Annotated in this window: 16 protein-coding genes, 1 tRNA gene and 1 pseudogene; 6 read left to right on the forward strand and 12 right to left on the reverse strand. The window is 58.9% G+C overall.

What is annotated here, in order from left to right:
• Nucleotides 1–87 precede the first annotated feature (87 nt).
• From pgm to rpiA, 3 genes are all read left to right on the forward strand, one after another.
• Nucleotides 88–1,764: a phosphoglucomutase (alpha-D-glucose-1,6-bisphosphate-dependent) gene (pgm, locus tag BGLCM_RS01815; RefSeq protein WP_006295232.1), complete on the forward strand. Its 1,677-nt coding sequence runs from the start codon at nt 88–90 to the stop codon at nt 1,762–1,764.
• A gap of 128 nt (nt 1,765–1,892) precedes the next feature.
• Nucleotides 1,893–3,029, forward strand: a complete 1,137-nt coding sequence (locus BGLCM_RS01820) for a ribonuclease H family protein (RefSeq protein WP_044084497.1) — start codon at nt 1,893–1,895, stop codon at nt 3,027–3,029.
• A gap of 108 nt (nt 3,030–3,137) precedes the next feature.
• Nucleotides 3,138–3,836 (forward strand): ribose-5-phosphate isomerase RpiA, encoded by a 699-nt coding sequence (gene rpiA, locus BGLCM_RS01825; protein ID WP_006295234.1) that lies wholly within the window; start codon nt 3,138–3,140, stop codon nt 3,834–3,836.
• Between the two features lie 228 nt (nt 3,837–4,064).
• Here the strand turns inward: rpiA and BGLCM_RS08220 are convergent, their stop codons facing one another.
• Together BGLCM_RS08220 and BGLCM_RS01830 are read right to left on the reverse strand one after the other, a co-directional pair.
• A complete protein-coding gene (locus BGLCM_RS08220) occupies nt 4,065–4,154 on the reverse strand; it encodes a 30S ribosomal protein bS22 (RefSeq protein WP_004268639.1) in 90 nt (29 codons plus the stop codon).
• 188 nt (nt 4,155–4,342) lie between these two features.
• Nucleotides 4,343–4,990: a hypothetical protein gene (locus tag BGLCM_RS01830; protein WP_006295236.1), complete on the reverse strand. Its 648-nt coding sequence runs from the start codon at nt 4,988–4,990 to the stop codon at nt 4,343–4,345.
• Between the two features lie 59 nt (nt 4,991–5,049).
• On the opposite strand from BGLCM_RS01830, the gene radA reads away from it, so the two are divergent.
• The gene (radA, locus tag BGLCM_RS01835; RefSeq protein ID WP_006295237.1) at nt 5,050–6,525 is read left to right on the forward strand and encodes a DNA repair protein RadA; all 1,476 of its coding nucleotides are present in this window, start codon (nt 5,050–5,052) and stop codon (nt 6,523–6,525) included.
• A 122-nt stretch (nt 6,526–6,647) separates the two neighbouring features.
• Here radA and ribF read toward each other — a convergent pair whose 3' ends face one another.
• The 5 genes from ribF to nusA all read right to left on the reverse strand — a co-directional run bounded on the left by ribF (nt 6,648) and on the right by nusA (nt 14,214).
• Entirely contained in the window at nt 6,648–7,862 is a 1,215-nt protein-coding gene (gene ribF / locus BGLCM_RS01840; RefSeq protein ID WP_006295238.1) for a bifunctional riboflavin kinase/FMN adenylyltransferase, read from the reverse strand.
• 43 nt (nt 7,863–7,905) lie between these two features.
• Complete coding sequence (gene truB, locus BGLCM_RS01845) at nt 7,906–8,928, reverse strand: tRNA pseudouridine(55) synthase TruB (protein ID WP_006295239.1); 1,023 nt, start codon at nt 8,926–8,928, stop codon at nt 7,906–7,908.
• Between the two features lie 4 nt (nt 8,929–8,932).
• Complete coding sequence (gene rbfA, locus BGLCM_RS01850; protein WP_006295240.1) at nt 8,933–9,592, reverse strand: 30S ribosome-binding factor RbfA; 660 nt, start codon at nt 9,590–9,592, stop codon at nt 8,933–8,935.
• Nucleotides 9,593–9,774: 182 nt separating this feature from the next.
• A complete protein-coding gene (infB, locus tag BGLCM_RS01855; protein WP_006295241.1) occupies nt 9,775–12,792 on the reverse strand; it encodes a translation initiation factor IF-2 in 3,018 nt (1,005 codons plus the stop codon).
• Nucleotides 12,793–13,068: 276 nt separating this feature from the next.
• Nucleotides 13,069–14,214, reverse strand: coding sequence for a transcription termination factor NusA (gene nusA / locus BGLCM_RS01860; RefSeq protein WP_006295242.1), 1,146 nt, complete (start codon nt 14,212–14,214; stop codon nt 13,069–13,071).
• Between the two features lie 143 nt (nt 14,215–14,357).
• On the opposite strand from nusA, the gene BGLCM_RS01865 reads away from it, so the two are divergent.
• Nucleotides 14,358–15,284, forward strand: a complete 927-nt coding sequence (locus BGLCM_RS01865) for a hypothetical protein (RefSeq protein ID WP_044084498.1) — start codon at nt 14,358–14,360, stop codon at nt 15,282–15,284.
• Nucleotides 15,285–15,371: 87 nt separating this feature from the next.
• A tRNA-Ser gene (locus BGLCM_RS01870) sits at nt 15,372–15,457 on the forward strand.
• Nucleotides 15,458–15,920: 463 nt separating this feature from the next.
• Here the strand turns inward: BGLCM_RS01870 and BGLCM_RS01875 are convergent.
• The 5 genes and pseudogenes from BGLCM_RS01875 to rplQ form a co-directional block, all read right to left on the reverse strand.
• On the reverse strand, nt 15,921–16,397 hold the full coding sequence (locus BGLCM_RS01875) for an S-layer homology domain-containing protein (RefSeq protein WP_006295244.1): 477 nt from the start codon (nt 16,395–16,397) through the stop codon (nt 15,921–15,923).
• Between the two features lie 410 nt (nt 16,398–16,807).
• Nucleotides 16,808–17,749, reverse strand: coding sequence for a tRNA pseudouridine synthase A (locus BGLCM_RS01885; protein ID WP_006295246.1), 942 nt, complete (start codon nt 17,747–17,749; stop codon nt 16,808–16,810).
• Nucleotides 17,750–17,885: 136 nt separating this feature from the next.
• Complete coding sequence (locus BGLCM_RS01890) at nt 17,886–18,683, reverse strand: transglutaminase family protein (protein ID WP_006295247.1); 798 nt, start codon at nt 18,681–18,683, stop codon at nt 17,886–17,888.
• A gap of 152 nt (nt 18,684–18,835) precedes the next feature.
• Nucleotides 18,836–20,903: pseudogene (locus BGLCM_RS01895) on the reverse strand (circularly permuted type 2 ATP-grasp protein); the annotation flags it as partial.
• A gap of 785 nt (nt 20,904–21,688) precedes the next feature.
• Nucleotides 21,689–22,168 (reverse strand): 50S ribosomal protein L17, encoded by a 480-nt coding sequence (rplQ, locus tag BGLCM_RS01900; protein ID WP_044084500.1) that lies wholly within the window; start codon nt 22,166–22,168, stop codon nt 21,689–21,691.
• Between the last annotated feature and the right edge of the window lie 24 nt (nt 22,169–22,192).

A 22,192-nucleotide genomic window follows, 5' to 3' on the forward strand; every position in this document is an offset into this window, starting at 1 on the left:
CGTTTCGACACGCCGGGGCTGTCGTGTCCCCCACTCGGCTTGGACAACTCGCCATTAAGAGCAAGGCCTCGTGGCACAATTGGCCGTATGGTAGCAAACAATGCGGGTATGCCCGCCACCCCAGCAGATCTGATTGACGTGGATGAGGTCATCGGCAAGTACTATGACGTCATCCCCAACCCCGACGTTCCGGCCGAGCGCGTGATTTTCGGCACGTCCGGACACCGTGGCTCCTCGCTGAAGAACTCCTTCAACGAAGCGCACATCGTGGCCATCACGCAGGCCATCGCCGAGTACCGCAAGGCCGCCGGCGTCAACGGCCCGCTGTACATCGGCCGCGACACGCACGCGCTGTCCGAGCCGGCTTGGAAGACGGCCATCGAGGTGCTCGTCGCCAACGGTGTTACCGTTCGCATCGACTCGCGTGACGACTTCACGCCTACTCCCGTGGTCTCCCAGGCCATCCTCACGCACAACCGCGCCGCCGACGGCTCCCAGCGTTTCGAAGGCGACGGCCTGGCTGATGGCATCGTTGTCACCCCTTCCCACAACCCGCCCACCGATGGCGGCTTCAAGTACGATCCCGTAACGGGCGGCCCAGCTCCGTCCGAGGTCACGAACGCAATCGCCAACCGCGCCAATGAGCTGCTCGGCAACTACAAGAACATCAAGCGCGTGCCGTTCGAGCAGGCCATCAAGTCCGAGTTCGTGGAGCGCTTCGACTTCCGTGAGCACTATGTTGACGACCTGAAGAACGTCATCGACTTTGACGTGATCCGCTCTTCGGGCGTGCGCCTCGGCATCGACCCGCTCGGCGGCGCTTCGGTCAACTACTGGCCGCTGATCAACGAGAAGTACGGCCTGAACATTGGCATCGTGCGCCCTGAAGTCGATCCGACCTGGCGCTTCATGACGATTGACCACGATGGCAAGATCCGTATGGACCCCTCCTCCACGTACGCCATGAAGGGTCTCGTGGACTCGCTCAACGCGGGCGCTTGGGACAACTACGATCTGGTTGGCGGCACCGATCCCGACGCCGACCGTCACGGCATCGTCTGCCCGAACTGGGGCGTCATGAACCCGAACCACTACTTGGCCGTGTGCGTCGAGTATCTGTTCGGCGGCAACCGTCCCGACTGGCCGGCCGGCGCCGGCGTGGGCAAGACGCTCGTGTCGTCCTCGCTGATCGACCGCGTGGCCGCATCGATCAACGCCCCGGTCGTTGAGGTGCCCGTCGGTTTCAAGTGGTTCGTCGACCCGCTGTTCACTGGCGAAGTGGCATTCGGCGGCGAAGAGAGCTCCGGCATGAGCTTCCTGCGTTTCGACGGTCGCGTGTGGACCACCGACAAGGACGGCCTGATCCCCGACCTGCTGGCTGCCGAAATCACAGGCAAGACCGGAAAGAACCCGGCTCAGCTGCATCAGGAGCAGGTTGAACGTTTCGGCGAAAGCTGGTACAGCCGCATCGACACGCCGACCACGCTCGAGCAGAAGGCCAAGTTCGCCTCGCTGACCGGCGACGATGTGACGGCCACGACGCTGGGCGGCGAGGAGATCATCTCCAAGATCACACGCGCGCCAGGCAACGACGCTCCGATCGGCGGCCTCAAGGTTTCGACCAAGAACAACTGGTTCGCCGCCCGTCCGTCCGGTACCGAGAACATCTACAAGGTCTACGCCGAGTCGTTCGTCTCCCCCGAGACGCTCGACGCCGTGCTCGAAGAGGCCACCCAGGTTGTGGACAAGGCTCTCGGAGAGTGAGACTCGCGTTCATGCAATGACATATTGATTTCTGCATGACGCTTGAGGGGTGCCGCACTGCGGCACCCCTCTTCCATTTCCCCACGATGCTACTTGCCCAAGCCTCCTCATGGGCTAGGGTGGAGACCATGACGATTACGGTTTCCACAGATGGCAGCGCACTGGGCAATCCCAACGGACCCATGGGTTGGGCATGGGCCGACCATACCGACGGTGACGAAGCATCCCACCACCATGGCGGCGATTGCGATGCCGGTGGCGCCACAAACGGTACGAACCAGATTGGCGAACTGTGCGCCGTGTTGCAAGCATTGCGCGCCCATCCGGGCAGTGAGCCGCTGATTATTGAAACTGACTCGCAGTATGCGATCAACTGTTCCACCAAATGGGTGCATGGCTGGAAAAAGAACGGTTGGAAAAACTCGAAAAAAGAACCTGTCAAGAACGCGCCGTTGATCAAGGCCATTGACGCCGAATTGCGCGACCGTGCCGGTTCGGTCACATTCGTGTGGGTCAAAGGCCATGCCGGCAACGAAGGCAACGAAAAAGTCGATCTGCTCGCACGCACCTATGCCGAAGACGCACGTTCCCATGCGCGCGACGGCTATCTGCCACGCGAAGGATGGCAGTCACTGCTCGAATCCCCCTATGCCAAAGGCACCGACGTGCCGATGGACGCGCAAATGCTACTCGACGGCACGATGAGCGAGACCGACTACACGGCCGTATGCAGTATGGGCGGCGCTGCACCAACCGTTGATGACAACGGCGCTGTCGCGGAATCGGACACAAAGCCGACCACAAAGCCAGCCCAGTCAGACGCCACCGCCAAGACTGTGAAACATAGCGTGAAACCTAAGGCTGAATCATCCGGCACAGCAAACAATCCCGAGTCATTCACGCAAGATCCCGCCACCTCATCCGCGGTTGATTCTGCATCACAGTCACCAGCAGCCCCGCTTAAAGTGCCCCAAGCCCAATCCCACCCCCAACCGACAACCGTTGACGTCGCAACCGCCACGCAAGCAGCAGCCCCCGCAGCCCAGCACACTGCAGGCAGCCGCATGCACGTGAACGATTTGCTGCATGCTACGGGCATCGAAGTCAGTGGCACATTGCATATGACGCCACCTCCCGAATCAAGCCCGACATTCGACGGTTCTCCACGCCCCGTGCACGGATGGATCCGCGTGGAAGGCTATGTGCAAGGCGATGGCACGCTGGAACTCAAACCGCAACAATTCCTTATGGAATCACGTCATTAATCAGCGCGGTTACGACCATGACGTCGCGTAGGATGGTCACGAAGCATAAGCACGCCTGTGATGCGCATGTGTGCGCATCACCCGTATTCCTAAACTAAGGAGAGTTGCATGGATAAGGCGCAACAGGATGCATTGAAAAAAGCGGCCGGCATCGAAGCGGCCAAGCTCGTCAAGGACGGCATGATCGTGGGACTCGGCACGGGCTCGACCGTGCGTTTCCTCGTCGATGAGCTCGGCCGCCGTGTGCAGGAGGAAGGCCTGCAGTTCACTGGCGTTACCACCTCGCGCCGCACGCAGGAGCAGGCTGAAGGCTACGGCATCAAGATCGTGAACGTGGACGATGTGGAAGAAATCGACGTGACGATTGATGGCGCCGACGAAGTCGATGACAACTTCAACGGCATCAAGGGCGGTGGCGCAGCGCTGCTGTGGGAAAAGATCGTGGCCATCAACTCGAAGAAGATCGTCTGGATTGTCGATGAATCGAAGGTTGTGGAAACCATCGGCAAGTTCCCGCTGCCTGTGGAAGTGATTCCGTTCGGTCATGGCCATGTGGTCGAAAAGATGGAAAAGAAGGGCTACAAGCCCGTGCTGCGCCTCGACGCTGACGGCAACCCCGTGCTGACCGATGAAAAGAACTATGTGGTCGATTTGCACCTCGAGAAAATCGAAAAGCCGTTCGAGCTGCAGGAAGACTTGATCAACATGGTGGGCGTTGTGGAAACGGGCCTGTTCCTGAACATGGTTGACGAAGTCATCGTTGGCGACCCGGATGGCCCGCGCATCCTGACGAACCCGAACAAGTGAGTCATCACATGGTCAACGAGACGCCGGCTCAACAGCTGCGGCACCGTTGACCACCTGATCACCCATAATCCCATTGGCCATGCCTACCATTCGAGGCATGGCCATTTGTTATATGGCCTATATATCTATGTGGTCCTTACAGCTCACCGGCAATCAACAGCCAGCAACCAGACATTACCCTAGATATGCGTGAAGCCTGCCAAATTGGCAGGCTTCACGCTTCAACGACTACTTGCGCTGGTGGCGGGTCTTACGCAGCAATTTGCGGTGCTTCTTCTTGCTCATCCGCTTGCGACGCTTCTTGATGACAGAACCCATCTGAAGCCTCCATTCCTTAACGTTAAGATTGCAACTCGCCCAATACTACACGGGCAAGAAGACTTTATCGGCGCGTGTTGCCTCCGCCACGCCACCGTCACGCCACCGTCGTGCCACCGTCATGCCACCGTCGTGCCACCGCTCACCGTTGTACCACCTAGCGCTGCAATGACTATGACAAATGCCTATTACAGTGGGAACAGCTCTACCATTGTTTTCACAGCCTTCTGCTGGCCTTGCACCTCAAACACGACGGTATCGTTGCACCACAGGCCTGTGGCTTGTGCTGAAGCATCCTCAGGCTTGCCATCAGTCTTCATAATGTAGGCTCCTGAAGTGCTGCCAGACACTTTGATGTTGCCCGACATGACTTCCGTACCCTGCAAATCGGACTTGAGCTTGGCGAACTGTTGCTGCGCATCCGCAGTTGTCGACCATTGGGCCACGGTCAGCGAGACCGAATTGTCCGGTTTGGCCTCTTCGCTCGTGCCATACGTCACCGCATACGCTTCCAACGGTTTGGCGTCTTTCCACACATCCGTCGTGGCCACATCCAAACGCACATATTCCGCCACATGGTCTGGCAACGCTTTCATCAGTGACGTGGCATCGTCCGGCAACGCTTTGGCTGCGATCGTAGGCTTGGCTGTTGCTGTGGCCGCCGGTGTGGCCACAGGAGCCGGCGCGGGTTTCACCGCCCAACCCGGCCACAGGAACGCGAACACCAACGACAGCACAATAACGAACGCGACAGCCGCAACGGCAATGCGCAACTTGATGATTGAAGAACTCGTCTGCTGGTTTCGGCTTTTCGACGACTGTGGTGAGTGAGGCATAAGCTGATTGTTCCACGTCTACTTGACCTCAATCCCCACTACGGCTACGTTCGGAAACTATGGCGAAATCGAACGTGCAATACGTGTGCTCGGAATGCGGATGGAACGGCGCAAAATGGATGGGACGCTGCCCCAACTGTGGCTCATGGGGCACTGTCGAAGAGTTCCGCGAGGCCAGTGTGGCCGCCTCCAGCGCACACTCGCGCACGGCAGCCCCTGGTCGCACGGCTCGCACCACGGCTTCCACCACAATCACAGCCCAAAGCGCAGCGCTGCCGATTACCGAAATTGACACCGAATCGGTCACGAGACTGCCTTCTGGATTCAGCGAATTCGACCGCGTGCTCGGCGGTGGCGTCGTGCCTGGATCAGTCGTGTTGATCGCGGGCGAACCTGGCATCGGCAAATCCACATTGCTGCTCGAAACGGCCGGCAATATCGCCCGCAGTGTGGATCGCGGCAGCGAGCGCAATGCCGTGCTGTACATTTCCGGTGAGGAATCACAGGCGCAAATCCGTTTGCGCGCGTCTCGCATTGGCGCTGTCGAACCCAATTTGCTGCTGGCTTCCACCACTGATTTGGCTACGGCGTTGGCGCTGATTGAGCAGCATAAGCCTGCGTTGGCCATTGTCGATTCGGCGCAGACGATTGTCTCGCAAGACGTTGATGGCATTTCGGGTGGTTCCACGCAGGTGCGCGAGGTGGCGAGCGCATTGATTGACACGGCCAAACGTATGGATATCCCGGTGTTTCTCGTGGGGCATGTGACGAAGGATGGCCAGATTGCGGGTCCTCGCACGCTTGAGCATCTCGTCGATGTGGTGTGTCAGTTTGAGGGTGAACCGCAGACGGCGTTGCGTTTGCTGCGTGCTGTCAAGAATCGTTTTGGCCCCACGGATGAGGTGGGTTGTTTTGACATGTCTGGCGAGGGCATTGAGGAGGTCACTGATCCGGCTGGCTTGTTCCTCTCGTCACGCGGTTCCAATCTCACCAACGCTACCAATTCCAACGGTTCCGACGACTGCGCCAGTGCTCCCTCGATTGATGGCACGTGCGTCACGTTCACGTTGGATGGTCACCGTTCGCTGCCGGTGGAGATTCAGAGTTTGGTGACGAATTCGGTGCTGCCTACGCCGCGTCGTGCTGTCAATGGTATTGATGCGAACCGGCTTGCCATGCTTGTGGCTGTGCTTTACCGCCATGGTGGCATTGCGTTGTTGAACAATGATTTGTATGTGTCGACGGTGGCCGGTGGCGTGGCGAAAGAACCGGCCTGTGATTTGGCTATTGTCGGTGCGTTGGCGAGCGCTGCGAAGAAGAAACCGATTGCCGCCACGACGTGTGCGATTGGTGAGATTTCGTTGACGGGTCAGGTCCGTCCGATTCCGCGTCTTGAGTATCGCTTGCGTGAGGCTGCGCGGCTTGGGTTCACCACTGCTGTGGTGCCAATGTTGCGCAAGCCCGTGCATATTGAGGGCTTGCGCGTCATTGAAGCCGCGACGGTCAAAGATGCTCTGCAAGCGCTGCTGCATTGACAAGCACTGCTGCGAGTTGACCATCGCTACTGCGTTGACCAAGCACTGCAAGCTCTCAACGCAGCACGCCCTCCACTGTGATACTTACTGATACTTACCATCGCGGCCGCAGCCCCGCCACGCTACTGCTTTTGCTGCGCCTGGCAGATTTCCCACGCCTGCTCGGCGTTGCGTTCGAGCTCGGCTTTCAACGCGTCGGACGATTCGAACTTGATTTGCGGGCGCAGGAATTGCACGAATTCCACGCGCACGCGGTGGCCGTACAGGTCAAGCCAGTCATCGGTGATTGCGTTCGCTTCCAGCACGCGCTCATGCAGTCCCGTGAGCTCGCTGTACGTGGGTTTCGTGCCGATGGAAATATCGGCGGCCCAGCGTCCGTGTTCCTGCTCGCCTTCCATTGTTTCCTGCTCTTGCATCTGGTCTGTTGCGGCGCTCTGATCCGCAGGGCCCAGGTCGACGAGCCATCCGGCATAGACGCCATCGGCTGGCAGATAGCCGTCCACTGGAGCGCCCACATTGGCCGTTGGGAATCCGAGCGTGCGTCCGCGTTCCTCACCATGCACGACGACGCCTTCAACGGCATGTGCGCGTCCGAGCAGCGCGTTTGCGTCCTCAATCACGCCGAGGTTGAGCAAGTATCGAATGTTCGTGGAGCTCAGTTCGCGTACGAGTTTGGCTTGCAGTTTCTTGCTCCACGCACGCATCTGCGCTTTGGTCATCGTCTTGCGCGGGTCGCTCGGCTGCTGGCCTTCCAGCACTTGCGCTTCCAAACCCGTCAGTTTCGGGGGCACACGCGTTTTACCTGGTCCGCGGTCGTCCACCACGTCCAGTTCAAACATGCCTGTGCCGTCAGCGATTGTGCGGATTCGTTCAACGGTGCCTTTGCGTTCGGCTCCCAGAGCCGCGTCCTCGCCGAGTACGAGCGTGCGCATGCCAAGTTTGCCTACAAGGTTGCCCAGGAACGTCAGATAAGACACGCGGGAGAACGCCATCGTATAGTGCACGACAATCGCCACGTCCACGCCGAGCTGTTGCAGCAACTGCAGACGCCGGTCCACGTCGGTCAGCAGGTTCGCGTCACGCAATGTGTCGGGCACGTCGGCTCCGTCGTGTTGCTTGGCGTAGGCGTGCACGAATCCGGGACGCGGGTCGAACATGATGACGACGGAGAACAGGTCCAGCTTGTGCGCGATCTGCACGACGCGCTCGACGACGGCTTGGTGCCCGCGATGCAGTCCGTCAAACACGCCCACTGTCACCACGCTTTTGCGTTCACGGTCCAGCAACGGCCATTCCACCGTGCCGTCGGCTTGTGGGTTGAGTCGGAAAATCTTCATCTGCGTGGGGCTCCTGTGACGTTGTGTGATATTGATTTCTGTTTTATGCGTGGAATACAGTTTGAGGCTTCAATTGTTTGCCCCGTGCTGGCACCACGAGCGCGACGACATCATGGTCAGGCCCAATGGCCACCGATACGGTGTCCGGGCTTGTCATGTCAAGCCATCGACCATAGCGCAAGTCTTGGGCTTGTTCAGCACTGACGTCGATGACTGGCAACGCGCGGCGTGCAGCCTGTTCCATTGGGATCACGAGTTCGGTCAAACGACTCGCATCATGCTCGTCGATCACGGCGCGTGCTCGTTGCATGAGTTCGCCCTCGCGATTCGTAAACTCGCGCCGTTGCACATGCGCATGCACGACGGGTTCGCCGTGACCGACCTGATAGGCGCCTACGGCCAGACGACGCAATGCTGTCAAATGGGCGCCGCAGCCGAACGCGAGTCCCAAATCGCGCGCCAACGCGCGGATATAGGTGCCAGCCGAGCAGGTGACTTCCACTTCCACATCGAGCACGGGCGTGCCATCGGCCGCTATGGTTTCACGCGCGTCGAGCACGTCGAATGCTTCCACTGTGACTTGGCGCGACTCAAGCTTCACGTCTTTGCCGGCGCGCGCCAAATCATAAGCGCGTTGGCCATGCACTTTGATTGCCGAATACGTGTTGGGCACTTGGTCGATTGTGCCAATGAACGATTGGCGAATCGTGTGCTCGACTTGTTCAAGCGTTGGCAGCACGTCGCGTGTCGCCACGCCAGATACAATCTCGCCTTCTGCGTCGTCGGTCATTGTGGCTTGGCCAAAGCGGATTGTTGCACGGTAGGTTTTGACGTGGTCGACAATGATGTTCAGCAGTTTCGTCGCGTCCCCATAGCCGATTACGAGCACGCCTGTGGCCATTGGGTCCAATGTGCCGGCATGGCCGACTTTCTTCGTATGCAACGCTTGGCGCATCATCGCCACCACGTCATGGCTCGTCACGCCTTGTGGCTTGTCGACGACGAACACGCCGGCAGATGGCAACGAGTTGACAGCGGTAGAGGTCATAGGCTTCGGATCAGGCATGGATTCACAGGGCCTCAGGCTCGTCAAGATTGATGTCGTCCGAGTCTTCGAACTCCTCGACTTCCACTACGTCGCCGTCATACTCGTCATATTCGTCGCGGTCGGCGTTGATGTCGGCGCGATCCATGATGTCGGGTTGCGTGCCGTGTTCCATGCGTTCATAGGGTTTGTCACCCGCGGCAATGCCGTCGGACGCTTCCATGGCCTCCACTGCAGGCTCAGGCTCATCCTGTTCCTCACGACGGTACGGATCGGCATCGCCCGCATATTGGGCTGTGCTGCGCATGCGCGCGAGTTCCTCATCACGTTTGCGTGCCAGCATGATGATGTCGTCAATCTCATGCGCTTCACCAGGCACCTTGTCGAAGATGAACTGCAGTTGCGGTGTCAACCGCAATCCGGCTTTGCGGCCCACGAGCGTACGCAAACGGCCTTTGGCCTGGTTCAACGCTTCCTGGGCGCGCTTGCGCGCACCGTCCTCATGGCCGGTCTGGCCGAGTGTGGTCCAATACACTTTGGCCAGTTGCAGGTCGTTCGTGACCTTGACATCGGTAATCGTCACGTTCGCCAAACGCTTGTCGTGCAATGTGGATTCCATGTTCGACGCGATGACACGCTGGATTAGCGCCGCAATCCTGGCGGCGCGAGGGTTCGTTCCTTGCATGATGGTCCTTTACGCTTCGTTCCGGCATTGTTCTGGCAATGGCGGAAATCAATATGAGTATTGACGTTACTGAACACCCACACTAGCGAGACAACCTCCCAGAACTTTGAAAGAACCACGGGAAAACGCGGGCAGCCGCCCACCCGAATGAGGTGAGCGGCTGCCTGAAGCGGATGTCAGCGTTACTTGCGCTCGATCTCGCGCATCTCGAACGTTTCGATGATGTCGCCAATCTCGATGTCGTTGAACGAACCGAGGTTGATACCGGCTTCGTAACCTTCGTGCACGGACTGCACGTCGTCCTTGAAGCGGCGCAGCGAGGAGATCTCGAGGTCGTTGACCGTGGCCACGCCGTTGCGCAAGATGCGGGCCTTCGTGCCGCGCTTGACGTCGCCGTCCTGCACCATAACGCCAGCGATGTTGCCGAACTTCGACGAACGGAAGATCTCGCGGATCTCGGAGTGCGAGGTCGTGACCTCTTCATACTCAGGCTTGAGCATGCCCTTGAGCGAGGCTTCGATGTCTTCGATGGCCTTGTAGATGACCGAGTAGTACTTAATCTCCACACCCTCACGCTCGGCGAGGTCGGCCACCTGACGGTTCGGACGCACGTTGAAGCCGATGATGACGGCCTTGTCGACCGTGGCCAAGTTGACGTCGTTCTGCGTGATTGCGCCAACGCCGCGGTGGATGACCTGGATACCGACTTCGTCGGACACCTCGATCTTCATCAGCGAATCCTCGAGCGCCTCGACCGAACCCGACGAATCGCCCTTGATGACAATGTTGAGCATGTCGATCTCGGACTTCGCGAACTGCTCCTTGAGGCTCTCCAGCGAAACAATCTTGCGACGCTTGGCGAGCTGGGCGGCGCGCTCGGTGGCCTGACGTTTCTCAGCGATCTGGCGGGCCGTACGGTCGTCCTGGGCCACAAGGAACAAGTCGCCTGCGGTCGGCACGCTCGTCAAACCAAGCACCTGGACGGGGGTCGATGGACCTGCGGCGTCCATATGCTGGCCGTTTTCGTCGAGCATCGCGCGCACACGGCCATACGACGTGCCGGCCACAATCGAGTCGCCGATGTGCAGCGTACCCTGCTGCACGAGCACGGTGGCCACAGCGCCGCGACCCTTGTCAAGACGGGCCTCGACGGTAGCGCCGCGGGCGTCCATGTCTGGGTTGGCACGCAAGTCAAGCTCAGCGTCGGCAGTCAACAGCACCGCTTCGAGCAGCTTGTCAACGTTCGTGCCCTGCTTGGCCGAGATGTCGACGAACATGGTGTTGCCGCCGTACTCCTCCGGCACGAGACCGAACTCGGTGAGCTGACCGCGCACCTTGTCGGGGTTCGCGCCGGCCACATCGATCTTGTTGACGGCCACAACGATCGGTACGTTGGCCGACTGGGCATGGTTGATAGCCTCAACCGTCTGCGGCATGACACCGTCATCGGCGGCGACTACGAGGATCGCGACGTCGGTGAGCTCAGCACCACGCGCACGCATGGCCGTGAACGCTTCGTGGCCAGGCGTGTCAAGGAACGTGATCTTGCGCGTCTCGCCGTCCATGTCGATGGAAACCTGGTAGGCGCCGATGCGCTGCGTGATGCCGCCGGCCTCACGTGCGATGACGTTCGACTTGCGGATTGTGTCAAGCAGGCGTGTCTTACCGTGGTCGACGTGACCCATCACGGTGACGACCGGAGGACGCGGCTTCAAGTCTTCGTCTTCCTGCAGCTCTTCGGACTCCAGGTCGATGTCGAACTGCTGCAGCAGCTCCTTGTCTTCTTCCTCAGCCGACACGATCTTGATGTTCCAGCCGATTTCCTCACCAAGAATCTGGAACGTCGACTCGTCGAGCGACTGTGTGGCCGTGGCCATCTCACCCAAGTGGAACAGCACGGTCACGAGAGCGGCCGGATTGACGTTGATCTTCTCAGCCAAATCAGCCAGCGAGGAGCCCTGGCGCAGGCGCACGGTCTGGCCGTTGCCGGTAGGAATGCGCACGCCGCCAATGACTGGTGCTTTCAGCTCTTCATACTCATGACGTTTGGCGAGCCTGTTCTTGCGGGCCTTCGAGGACTTGCCGCCCTGACGGCCGAATGCACCTGCGGCGCCGCCACGGCCGCGACCGCCGCCACGCGACGGACCGTTGCTCGGAGCGCTGTTGTGCTGGAAGTTGTTCTGGCCACCGCCGAAACGCGAGCCGCCGGAACGTGCGCCACCTGCGGAAGCACCGCCGCCCTGACCCGGACGGTTGTGTCCCCACTGCCCTGGCTTCGGAACGCCCGAACCCTGGCCCGGACGGCCCTTGAAGCCGCCACGACCGCCACCGTTTTGACCCGGACGGCCACCACGGCGGTCATTGTTGTTGACTGAAGGACGTGCCATCGGATGAGGACGCGGAATGTCGCCTGGCGTGGGCGTGCGCATGCCCTGCTTGCGGCTGAACGGATTGTTGCCCGGACGTGGCGCATTGCCGCGGCCTTCGCCCTTGGCGCCGTGCGCGCCACCCTGACGCTTGCCGGCATTGGCACCCGGAGTCGGACGCGGGCCCGGCATTGGCGCTGCAGGACGCGGCGCATGCGGACGCGGCGCGGAGCCAGCTGCACCAGCGCCAGCGTTGCCCTGGGCGGAAGCAGCGGAGCTGACTGCACCTGCTGCACCTGCTGCACCAGCCTGGCCGTGATCGTTGTGACCCGCATGGTTGCCATGTGCGCCACCGTTCGACGCATTGCGGCCTGCGGAAGGCTTCGGCGCGTTGGCGCGGCGCGGTCCCGGAGTTGGAGCGGACGGTGTCGCGGGCGCCGGCGTTGAAGCGGCGGACTGGGCGGAAGCGGACTGTGAAGCAACCTGTGCAGCGGCCTCGTCTGCAGCGGCAGCGCCCTGGGCGCTCTTCGGCGTTGGCGCGGCGGCGCTGTGCTGACGCTCGCCCGGCTTTACTGCGGAGTTCGCTGGGCTGGCTGGATTATGCGGCTTCGGAGCGGATGGCTTCTTGGCGGCCGGCTTGGCCTGCGAATCAGAGGAAGCTTGTGCGGAGGCGCCGTCCTGCGGGAATGCGGCCTTCAGGCGACGCACCACAGGGGCCTCCACTGTCGAGGATGCAGACTTGACGAATTCTCCCATATCCTTGAGCTTCTCAAGGACCGTCTTGCTGCTAACGCCAAGTTCCTTGGCGAGTTCATATACGCGTGCTTTCGGCACTCAATTTCTCCTATCTCAAGCCGCGTACATGTTTTCGCGGCTGTTATTTTCTCACGGCGAGCTTGATTCGTCTCATCGTGCAACCATGGTGGGATACCTCATTTCGATTACCGTTTTCGGGGTCAAACACCCGTCACGGATACCGTGTTCAGCATACTCACGGTGCTGGATGAGGCACATGCTGGCGCATCGCCTCATCCAGCGTCAGATTCAGCGGTTCATGCACAGGCCGATATGGCGGCTCGCAAGCCAACTGCCGGCCTGTACGCAATCCGCTTACTCAGCAGATTTCACAGCGGCGTCAGCCACCGCTTCCACGTCGGCAGCGGTCTCGGCCGCAGCCTCAGCTGTCTGAGCTGCAGCTTCAGTACCAGCCGCTGCGGCCGCTTCCTGCGCCTCGCGCTGGGCTGCAAGCGCCGCTTCATGCGCTTCGACTGATTCGATGCCGATCTTCCAGCCCGTCAGCTTGGCGGCCAGACGCGCGTTCTGACCTTCCTTGCCGATGGCCAGCGAAAGTTGGTCATCGTGGATGTAGGCCACGGCCGTGTTGTTCTTGTCACTGATCACGTCCACGCCAGCGGCGTTGGCTGGAGAGAGGGCCGCGCCAATGAACTTGGCCGGATCGTCCGACCAGTCGACGATGTCGATCTTCTCGTTGCCGAGGTTTTCCATCACGGCGCGCACGCGCGAGCCGCCAGGGCCGATCAAGGCTCCCTTGGGGTTCACACCGTCCGTATTGGCGCGTACTGCAATCTTCGTACGTGCGCCAGCTTCACGTGCAATGGCCATGATCGACACGGCCCCCGAGACAAGCTCCGGCACTTCGCGTTCGAACAGTTTGCGCACGAGGTCCGGGTGCGAGCGCGACACGATGATTTCGGGTCCGCGCAAACCACGGTTCACGTTGACGACGTACACGCGGATGCGGTCGCCGTGACGGTAGCGTTCGCCTGGCACCTGTTCACGGCGCGGCAGGATTGCTTCCACATCGCCCACGGCAACGTGCACGTTCGTCGGGTCCTTGACATCCTGCTGGATTACGCCCGTCATGAGCTTGCCCTTTTGCCCCGAGAACGCGCCGAAAATACGGTCGTCTTCCGCGCGGCGGAACAGCTGGGTGATGACTTGGCGTGCCGTCGCTGCGGCAAGACGGCCGAAGTCCTTGGGGGTATCGTCGTATTCTTCGCCAAGTTCAATATGGCCGTGCGGGTCTTCTTCCGTGGGTTCCACGCGGATTTCATCGCGGGCCCAAATGGTGAACGTTCCGGCGCGTTCATCAAGTTCGACGCGCACGTGCTTGGCGGCGTTCGGGGTCTTGAGGTATGCAAGACGCAGCGCTTCCGACAGCGCTTCGTCAACGGTCTCGGTATCGATGCCTTGTTCTTTCGCAAGCTGGTGAATGCCAACGAGATTGAGCTGCATCCCTGCCTCCTGTTGATTCTTCAGTTATGGTTATTCGGTTTTTCATGCCGTGACCGCCTCGCTGTTCGGCTTGACTCCCCGTTCGTTTCCGCCGTTTTTAAGCATGGTGGGCAGGTCACAGACGCGTAATATTGTAATGATTCATGCAGACACGACCATGCCATGTTCAATCCCCACGATTCCACGCGAAACTGTTCGTGGGCGCATTGATGGCCATCGTGTTGACGCTGGCTGGCGGCGCGTGTTCCGTTCCGCGTGTTGCGGGGCAAGCTGAAGCGAACGTGCAACTCAGCGCTTGCGACAAAGCGATGCGTCGTGCCACGCGTCGTACCCAGCTGGCTACTGGTACAGCGTTTGCCACGAGGGATTTGCGGTTCGCGATGGCCGATGCTGCCGAGCATGATTGGGTGGATGTGGCCATACAATGCCCCACGCGGTTTGAACAGGGCACGTTGCGTAGCGCGCAAATGCAGTGGCTGGCGCAACAATTGGCCAAACGCGTGCAACGCAATTACACGGCGTTGATCGTGACCAGACTCGACGGATTGACAGACAACGTGTTGCCCGGAGCCACGTTGGCGCAGTTGGCATTAAGTGAAGACCGCGTCGGATTCGCCACCGAAGTGTTGGCCGGCAGGCGTGCTGTGGCGGCGCGTACGAATGGACTTGACGGCAGCACGGCGTTGGCTGCGTTGAGCGATGATCACAAGCAGGCTTCGAGCGAACTGATGAGCTTGGCAGGCAACACGCAGGATTTGCGACGCAAAGTTTATGCCACGCAAACATTGGTTGACTCCCCCGATACGATGGTTGATCCCGCTACGGGATTGTCGGCGCCAACTGTGGCCGTATTGGAAATGAATTGCGCACGCGAGGAACTGGCCACCGTGCAGCAAGCGTTACCGAATGTGCATATCGATGATGACGCCAAAGCGAACGCCACGTTAGACAACGAATTATGCCAACTGTCGTTGCTGATCGCCACGCATGCTGTGACAGCGTTCCAAATGGGATACCCCTCATTCGACCTGGCATTGTTCAGCGCCACACCACCAGCTGCGCAATCATGAACACTTGATACCGACACGCGACGCGCGGAATTTGACATTGTGGCAATGTGAGACATAATAATCAAGTTGCTGTTTTACAGCACGAATGGATGAGTGTCCGAGCGGTCTAAGGAGCACGCCTCGAAAGCGTGTGAGGGCAACCCCCTCCGCGAGTTCGAATCTCGCCTCATCCGCCCTCCCAGGGTCTGTGTTCACCACAGACCCTGTTTTGTTTTTCCTCCTTGCACGCGATGCAACTTGAGGATTCCAAGAACCACTTTCCTTACTCCTCCACCCCGCACGGCCGCTCTTCCGTCTTTGTCTCCTTTCTCTTCTCATGTCTACTTTTCCTTCTCTCTCCCTCTTCTCTCCTTTCCTCTCGCTCACTTCCCAGCCTCAATTTCGGCTCCCGCACGTAAGCCAATTACCTTACCGGGAGAAGACCCAGCAAAACCCTTATTTTCCAAGACCTGACAGATAACTCGCTTACGTGCGGGAATAAGGGGGGCAAGCTCCAGCCGCACGTAACGCAATTGGCTTACGTGCGGGCAGCAGGGAGACGGAAGGCGGCGGCCACAGGCAACCGGGCAACAGAAAAGGGCGGGTCGTGCGATATTGATTCGCTCGACCCGCCCCTTATGGCCAAAGACCACTATTTCATGAAAGGCGGCCGTCCAGACGGTGCAGGAACGCCGCCATGTCCTGACGGTAGACCGGCACCATGCCACGGAACGTGCCATCCGCGTAACCCGTCGAAATGCCGGCACCCGCCAACCAACCGATCTCCGAGGCATGCGGCGTTTTCGACGTCACATCCTTGAACGACTTCGCGGTCACACCACCGGACTTGCCGGCCTTGTCCGCAAGACGCTTGAGGAACGCCGCCATGTCCTGACGCACCACCGGACTCATCCCGCGGAACGTCGACTTGCCGTCCTTCTCCTTCCAACCCTCGGAAATGCCCGCATGGGCCAACCACAGAATATCCTCCGCATGAGGAGTATCCCTGTCCACATCCTTGAACCGGTTCCAATCCGAAACAGAAGGCTTCCACGACGCGGCATCCGCCACATCGGCCTTCACCGCCAAACGACGCAAGAACGCCGCCATATCCTGACGGTACACGCTCGTCATGCCCTCAAACTGGTAGGAACCGTCCGGCTTCTTATAGCCCTCGGCAATACGGCATGACCAATGCGGTCAGGGTAACAATTATCCCAGCCGCGACTTTCCCCATATGTCATCACTTCGTTTCCATAATTCTTCTCCTTGTTGAGCATGAATTACATATTTGCCCTTCGCATCTTGCAGAACAACTTATTTCGCTTTGCTTACGCCAAAGCACTTGAACCCTTCTCCCGCTTAATCCGTAGCAAATATGCTATTAACATAACACCGAAAATGGTGGCGAAACGAATACACATCGATTATTGCGAATATCTCATATTTGATTTCGCAATATAATATGGCACTTGCATGAATACAACCACTTCAATGGCCATCCATACCTTGGTGTCATGTGGAGAAAACTGGAACAATCTGTGTTACTCAGTAGGGTTGGAATTGGTGGCGGGAGTGGGGAGGGTGCGCTTGGCTCGGATCGAGTTGGCGCGGGCGGCAAGGTTGGCGTCTTCAGGGTAGGCGACGTGTTCGAGGGTTAGGCCTTGGGGGGCGATGGGGCCTGTGGAGCCTTCACGCAGCGGTACTGCCATTTTGTGGGCGAACCAAGCAACGTCGCGTTTGCCAAGGCCCACTTGCACGCAGGCGTTGACGAGCGAGCGCACCATGTTGCGCGCGAACGCATCAGCCACGATTGTGAAGCACAAGAGTCCCGATTCGATAGCTGGTGTGTGGTAGCGCTCCCCCATTGGATTGGCGATCAATGGTCGTGTGGGAATGCGGCTCCAATAGGCTGTTTTGACTTCGCGGATTGTGGTGCCGCCGGGATTGGGCGTGGCGAATGACCCGAAATCGTGCAAGCCCAGCGTCAATGCGGCGGCTTCGTTCATTGCGTCCATGTTGAGCAGATGGTCGGTGTGCCACACATAACTCAATTGGCGTGGATCGTAGTCAGTTGCTGCGTCACTGATGCGATACACGTAGGTGCGTTCCAACGCGGAAAAACGCGCATCAAAACCTTCGGGCGCGAAGGACACGCGATGAATCGCAATATCGTCGGGCATCATGCGTGACAGCCTGGTTTCCAAGGCTTTGACGGGTTCAACACGCATATGGCCCACGCAGGCGTCGAGCATCGGTTCGGTCACGTCGAGATGGCATACCTGATGCGAGGCGTGCACGCCTGCATCGGTGCGGCCTGCGACTGTCAGGCGTGGCACATAATCAGGTTCGTTACCGTCATGCAACAGCCGCGCCAAGGCCTGTTCGATTTCGCCTTGCACAGTACGGATATTGGATTGCGGTTGCACGGCCCAGCCGTTGAATGAAAACCCGTCATATGCCAAATCGATGCGCAGTCGTACCATGAGCGTCCAGTGTAATTGGACTGTCGTACGCCGCCGGTTTCACATTCCATCGGCAACGATGGGCCTGAAACCGGCGATCACATTGGACTGGGGCTGCGCAGTGCTTATTCGTGTAATCATGATTCTTGACTGCTGATCATTGCCATTCATGCACGCTGGCGTTGACCGTTTGCGTTTGGGTCACGTCACCGCCACGGAACAAGCCGATATCGAGCATGCAGTCGCGGTAGTCACGGCCATGGGCAATCGTGATGTAGTTGTCGTCAACCATGCGGTCATGCGTCGGATCCAAACCGATCCAACGGCCGTGGTCATAGACTTCAACCCAGGCGTGGGTTGCGCCTTCGCCACTGAGCAGGCCTGCGATATAGCGTGCGGGAATCTCCAAGGCGCGGCATACCGACAGCATGACATGTGCGTAATCCTGACACACGCCTGCCCGCTGGCGCAACGCTTCCTCAGACGTCGTGCGCACATTCGTGGATCCCGGAGTATACACGAACGCGTCATACACGGCATGCATGATGACTTGTGCCTGCGCGATTGGATCCGAGCCACAATCCGCTTCCTCCAATTTGGTACGCACGAGCGCTACGAGCGCATCGAGGGACGGCCCTAACTGGGTCAGTTCCGATTGGTACAAATACAACGGTTTGAATGGTTCCGGCGCAATATGCGCGTTGTCTACAAACGCAATGCCTTTGACTTCAACAATCGATTCGGTATGCGGCTCAGCCACGAAGCCTGTCATGACGACGGATCCGAATGAGTCCACCGTGCTGTCGAGCGTGGTGTGCGGCTCGGTACGTACGGTCACGTCCACAATCTGTTGACGCGGGCCCGTGCATGGCACGCAGCGCAGCTGGAACCGGTGATCACTGACGGGGGTGCTGAAGTTGAGCGTTGTACGGTAATCGAATATGAGTTTTTTCACGCAGATCTCCTCGACTGGTGGTCTATTGGCGTGCCATACTCACAGTACGCGCGATTGAGGTCGAATTGGGGCGCCAGCCGCATCCATGAGACCATTGATTTGTTCAGCGACAATGTATGGTCCCATCTGGTCATAGACCTGCTGCATTTTTTCAGCGACGTCACCGTATCCGCGACCAGGTAGCTTGTCGATCAACCATGTCACGCCATCACTGAGCTCGCGGGGCACGGGAAGGCCAGCCAGTATTGACGCATACGTGCCGAGCTTGCGCAATGGCGGCAGCAAATCGGCCGTGGACACGCCAAGGCGCGTATAGAGACCCACACGCTCCACATATTTGCCAATGAACACGAACGCCTTGATTGTGGGGTCCACGGCCAAGTTTTCCAAGCCTCCCCAGAATGCCAGCAGATTGTCGGTCACATCGCGATGCGTGTAAATGTCGTCGCGGTTGTCGGGGGAATCAGCCGACTTCATGACACGATTCATGGCCAATTCCACAAACTGCAACAGGTGCGAGGTCAGTTCGGGACGAAGGATCACTGCGTTGTTAAACGCTGCTACGACCGCGGAGAGCACCGAGTTGGGATTTACCTTGTCGTACAGGAACGAATCGATAAATACATCAAAATCCTGGAAATCTACGGGCAGATCGAGTGCTTGGGCGAACGGACGGAACGCTTCGACGTCCGTGTCCATGACGCGGTCGTAGAACGGCAGGAACTGTGTAATCGTAGTGTAGGCGCGCTCGGTGTAGCGGCCCAACCAATACAGATTGTCGGCCTTTGAAGACGTGACGAGTGCTTCGGAACGCGCGTGGATCGGAGCCGAGCGGTCGTCGAGAATCGAGAACGGACGCACCGCCTTGTCGGACTGCTCATCAGCCAATACCCACGTGTCTTTGAAACCGCCGCCCTGAGACGAGTTGACGATCATCTCGCCGGGCTTCGACGAGTAGCGAGTCAACCCGGAATACCACACGTGCGTGTTCTTGCCGGTCAGCACAAACGCACGCAAATCGCACTTGCGTGACGAATGCTGGCCCGTAACGGGATCGACAACGTCAATATCTTTGAAATCAATGACTTCCTGCGCAATAAACCGGCGCGGCTCGGCCACAATGCGTTCAGCGAGTTCCTTGCGCTGCTCCTCGTCCAACGCGCTGCCGAACACGACGCCGTAACCGCCGGCTTCCGCGACGTCCTTGATGACAAGCTCATCCAAACGGTCGAGAATAACCTGACGGTCCTCATCATAAATCGGCAGATAAGTCGGGGCATTATGCAAAATCGGCTCTTCACCCAAGTAATACTCAATCATCTTGGGCACGAAATAGTAGATCGCCTTGTCATCAGCCACACCGTTGCCCGGCGCATTGACAATGGCCACATTGCCGGCGCGATATGCGTTGAGCAAGCCCGGCACGCCAATGACCGAATCGGGGTTGAACACGAACGGATCGAGATACTCGTCAGACAGGCGGCGGTAGACCACACCTACACGATGGCGGTTACCTGCATAATCACGCAGATACAGCTTGTTCTCGACGACTTCGAGATCTTCAGGAAACGCAAGCACAGCACCCGTCTTCTCTGCCAAATAAGCGTGCTCAAAGAACGCGGAATTGTAGCGGCCCGGAGTCAGGATCACGCTCAGCCCTTCAGCCGACACGAAGTCCATCGACTTGCGCAGCAGACGCGGGTAATCACGGTTGTCGCGCAAATGCAAGTCGCGGAACAGATGCGGCGTCAACCGGCGTTCAATGTCGCGCGCGAACAACGGGTAACTGGCGCCCGACGGCACACGCAGATTGTCTTCGAGCACCCACCAGTGGCCATCCTGGTCTTGCACGAGATCCTCGCCGGCGATGTGCGCATACACGCCACCAGGGGGCGTAACGCCGTTGACTTGCGGCAGATAGCCTTCTGACGTGTAAATGTATTCGGCCGGAATCACACCATCGGCCACAATGCGCTTCTCACCATAAACATCGCGCAAAAAAGCATTGAGCGCGTTGACGCGCTGCTTGAGTCCGCGTTCGAGCTCATCGAACTCGTTCGAGGGGATGATGCGTGGGATCGGATCGAACGGGAACAGGCGATCCTCATACGTGCCATCTTTGTAGATGCCAAACCGCACGCCGTTGCGGCTCAACTCGCGGTTGATTGCTTCGCGTCGTTCAATGAGTTCCGTTGCCAGGGTCGCCGATGTGTCTGTCATTGCACTGCCTCTCCTTGGTGCTGTTGCCTGCATACCCACAGTGTTGCGTCCCACCTAAGCCGCGTCATGTTACGAAAGAGCAACAAAGACATTACCGATAACGGGGGGTACGACGAGGGGCAAGACGGGGGCATCGCCATATCACCCACAAATCTTCACACCGTCGTGCCAGACGGCCGCACCCCTATGCGTGCAGCCGCTTCAAGTTGGCGCAATCAGCTAAGGCAACGATCCAACGCGATACATCCAACTCAACGATTCAATTCAACAGGCCAATGTGCTCGCAGGCCCCGTGCCATACGACACATCACACCAAGCCATACGCCAATGCACGCGCACATACGCCGTCCAATCCGTACCGCGAACGTACCACCGTGGTACAAAAACGATACAGATTCATCCCATTTGTATCGCAAACGTACCACCGTGGTACAGAAACGATACGGATTTTCGCCCATTTGTACTGCGAACGTACCCGCGTGGTACAAACACGCGCATTTTTAGTCCGAATCTGTATCGCGAATGTACCACCGTGGTACAGAAATGGTACGGATCCGACCCATATGTATCGCGAATGTACCACCGTGGTACAGAAACGACACACTTCCACCCTCAACACATACGCACTCATGCACTCACTCACACACGCATACGCACATACGCACATACGCACATATACGAAAAGCGGGCCGAACCGTTTAGGGTTCGACCCGCTTGCTGATGCCAATGGTTGAGCAAGAGCATACATCAGACGCTCATGCTCAAGGCCTCAAGGCCTCAACGTCTCACTCGGCGTCCTTGGTCTCCTCGACCTCGGCGGCTTCAGCTTCCTTGGCAGGAGCTTCGTCCTTGGCGGCAACCTTGGTTGCGGCTTCGGCTTCCTTGACCACAGCCTTCTTCGGGCTGACCGGCTCGGTCACGAGCGCGATGACGGCGGCAGGAGCGGAATCACCGGTGCGAGGGGCGATCTTCACGATACGCGTGTAGCCGCCTTCGCGCTGCTGCATCTGCTCAGCGATCTCGGTGAACAGCTTGTGCACGACGGACTTGTCGCGGATGACGCGCATCACGCGACGACGGGAGTGCAAATCACCGCGCTTGGCGAACGTGATCAGACGCTCGGCCAGCGGACGCAGGCGCTTGGCCTTCGGCAGCGTGGTCGAGATTTGGCCGTGCTTGAAGAGGCTGGTCGCCATGTTGGCGAGCATCAGACGCTCATGTGCCGGGCTGGAAGCCAGACGTGGGCCTTTCTTCGGTGTAGGCATGGGTTTCTCCTTGATTGTCGGTCA

This window comes from Bifidobacterium gallicum DSM 20093 = LMG 11596, from assembly GCF_000741205.1.
GTDB classification, from domain to species: Bacteria; Actinomycetota; Actinomycetes; order Actinomycetales; family Bifidobacteriaceae; genus Bifidobacterium; species Bifidobacterium gallicum.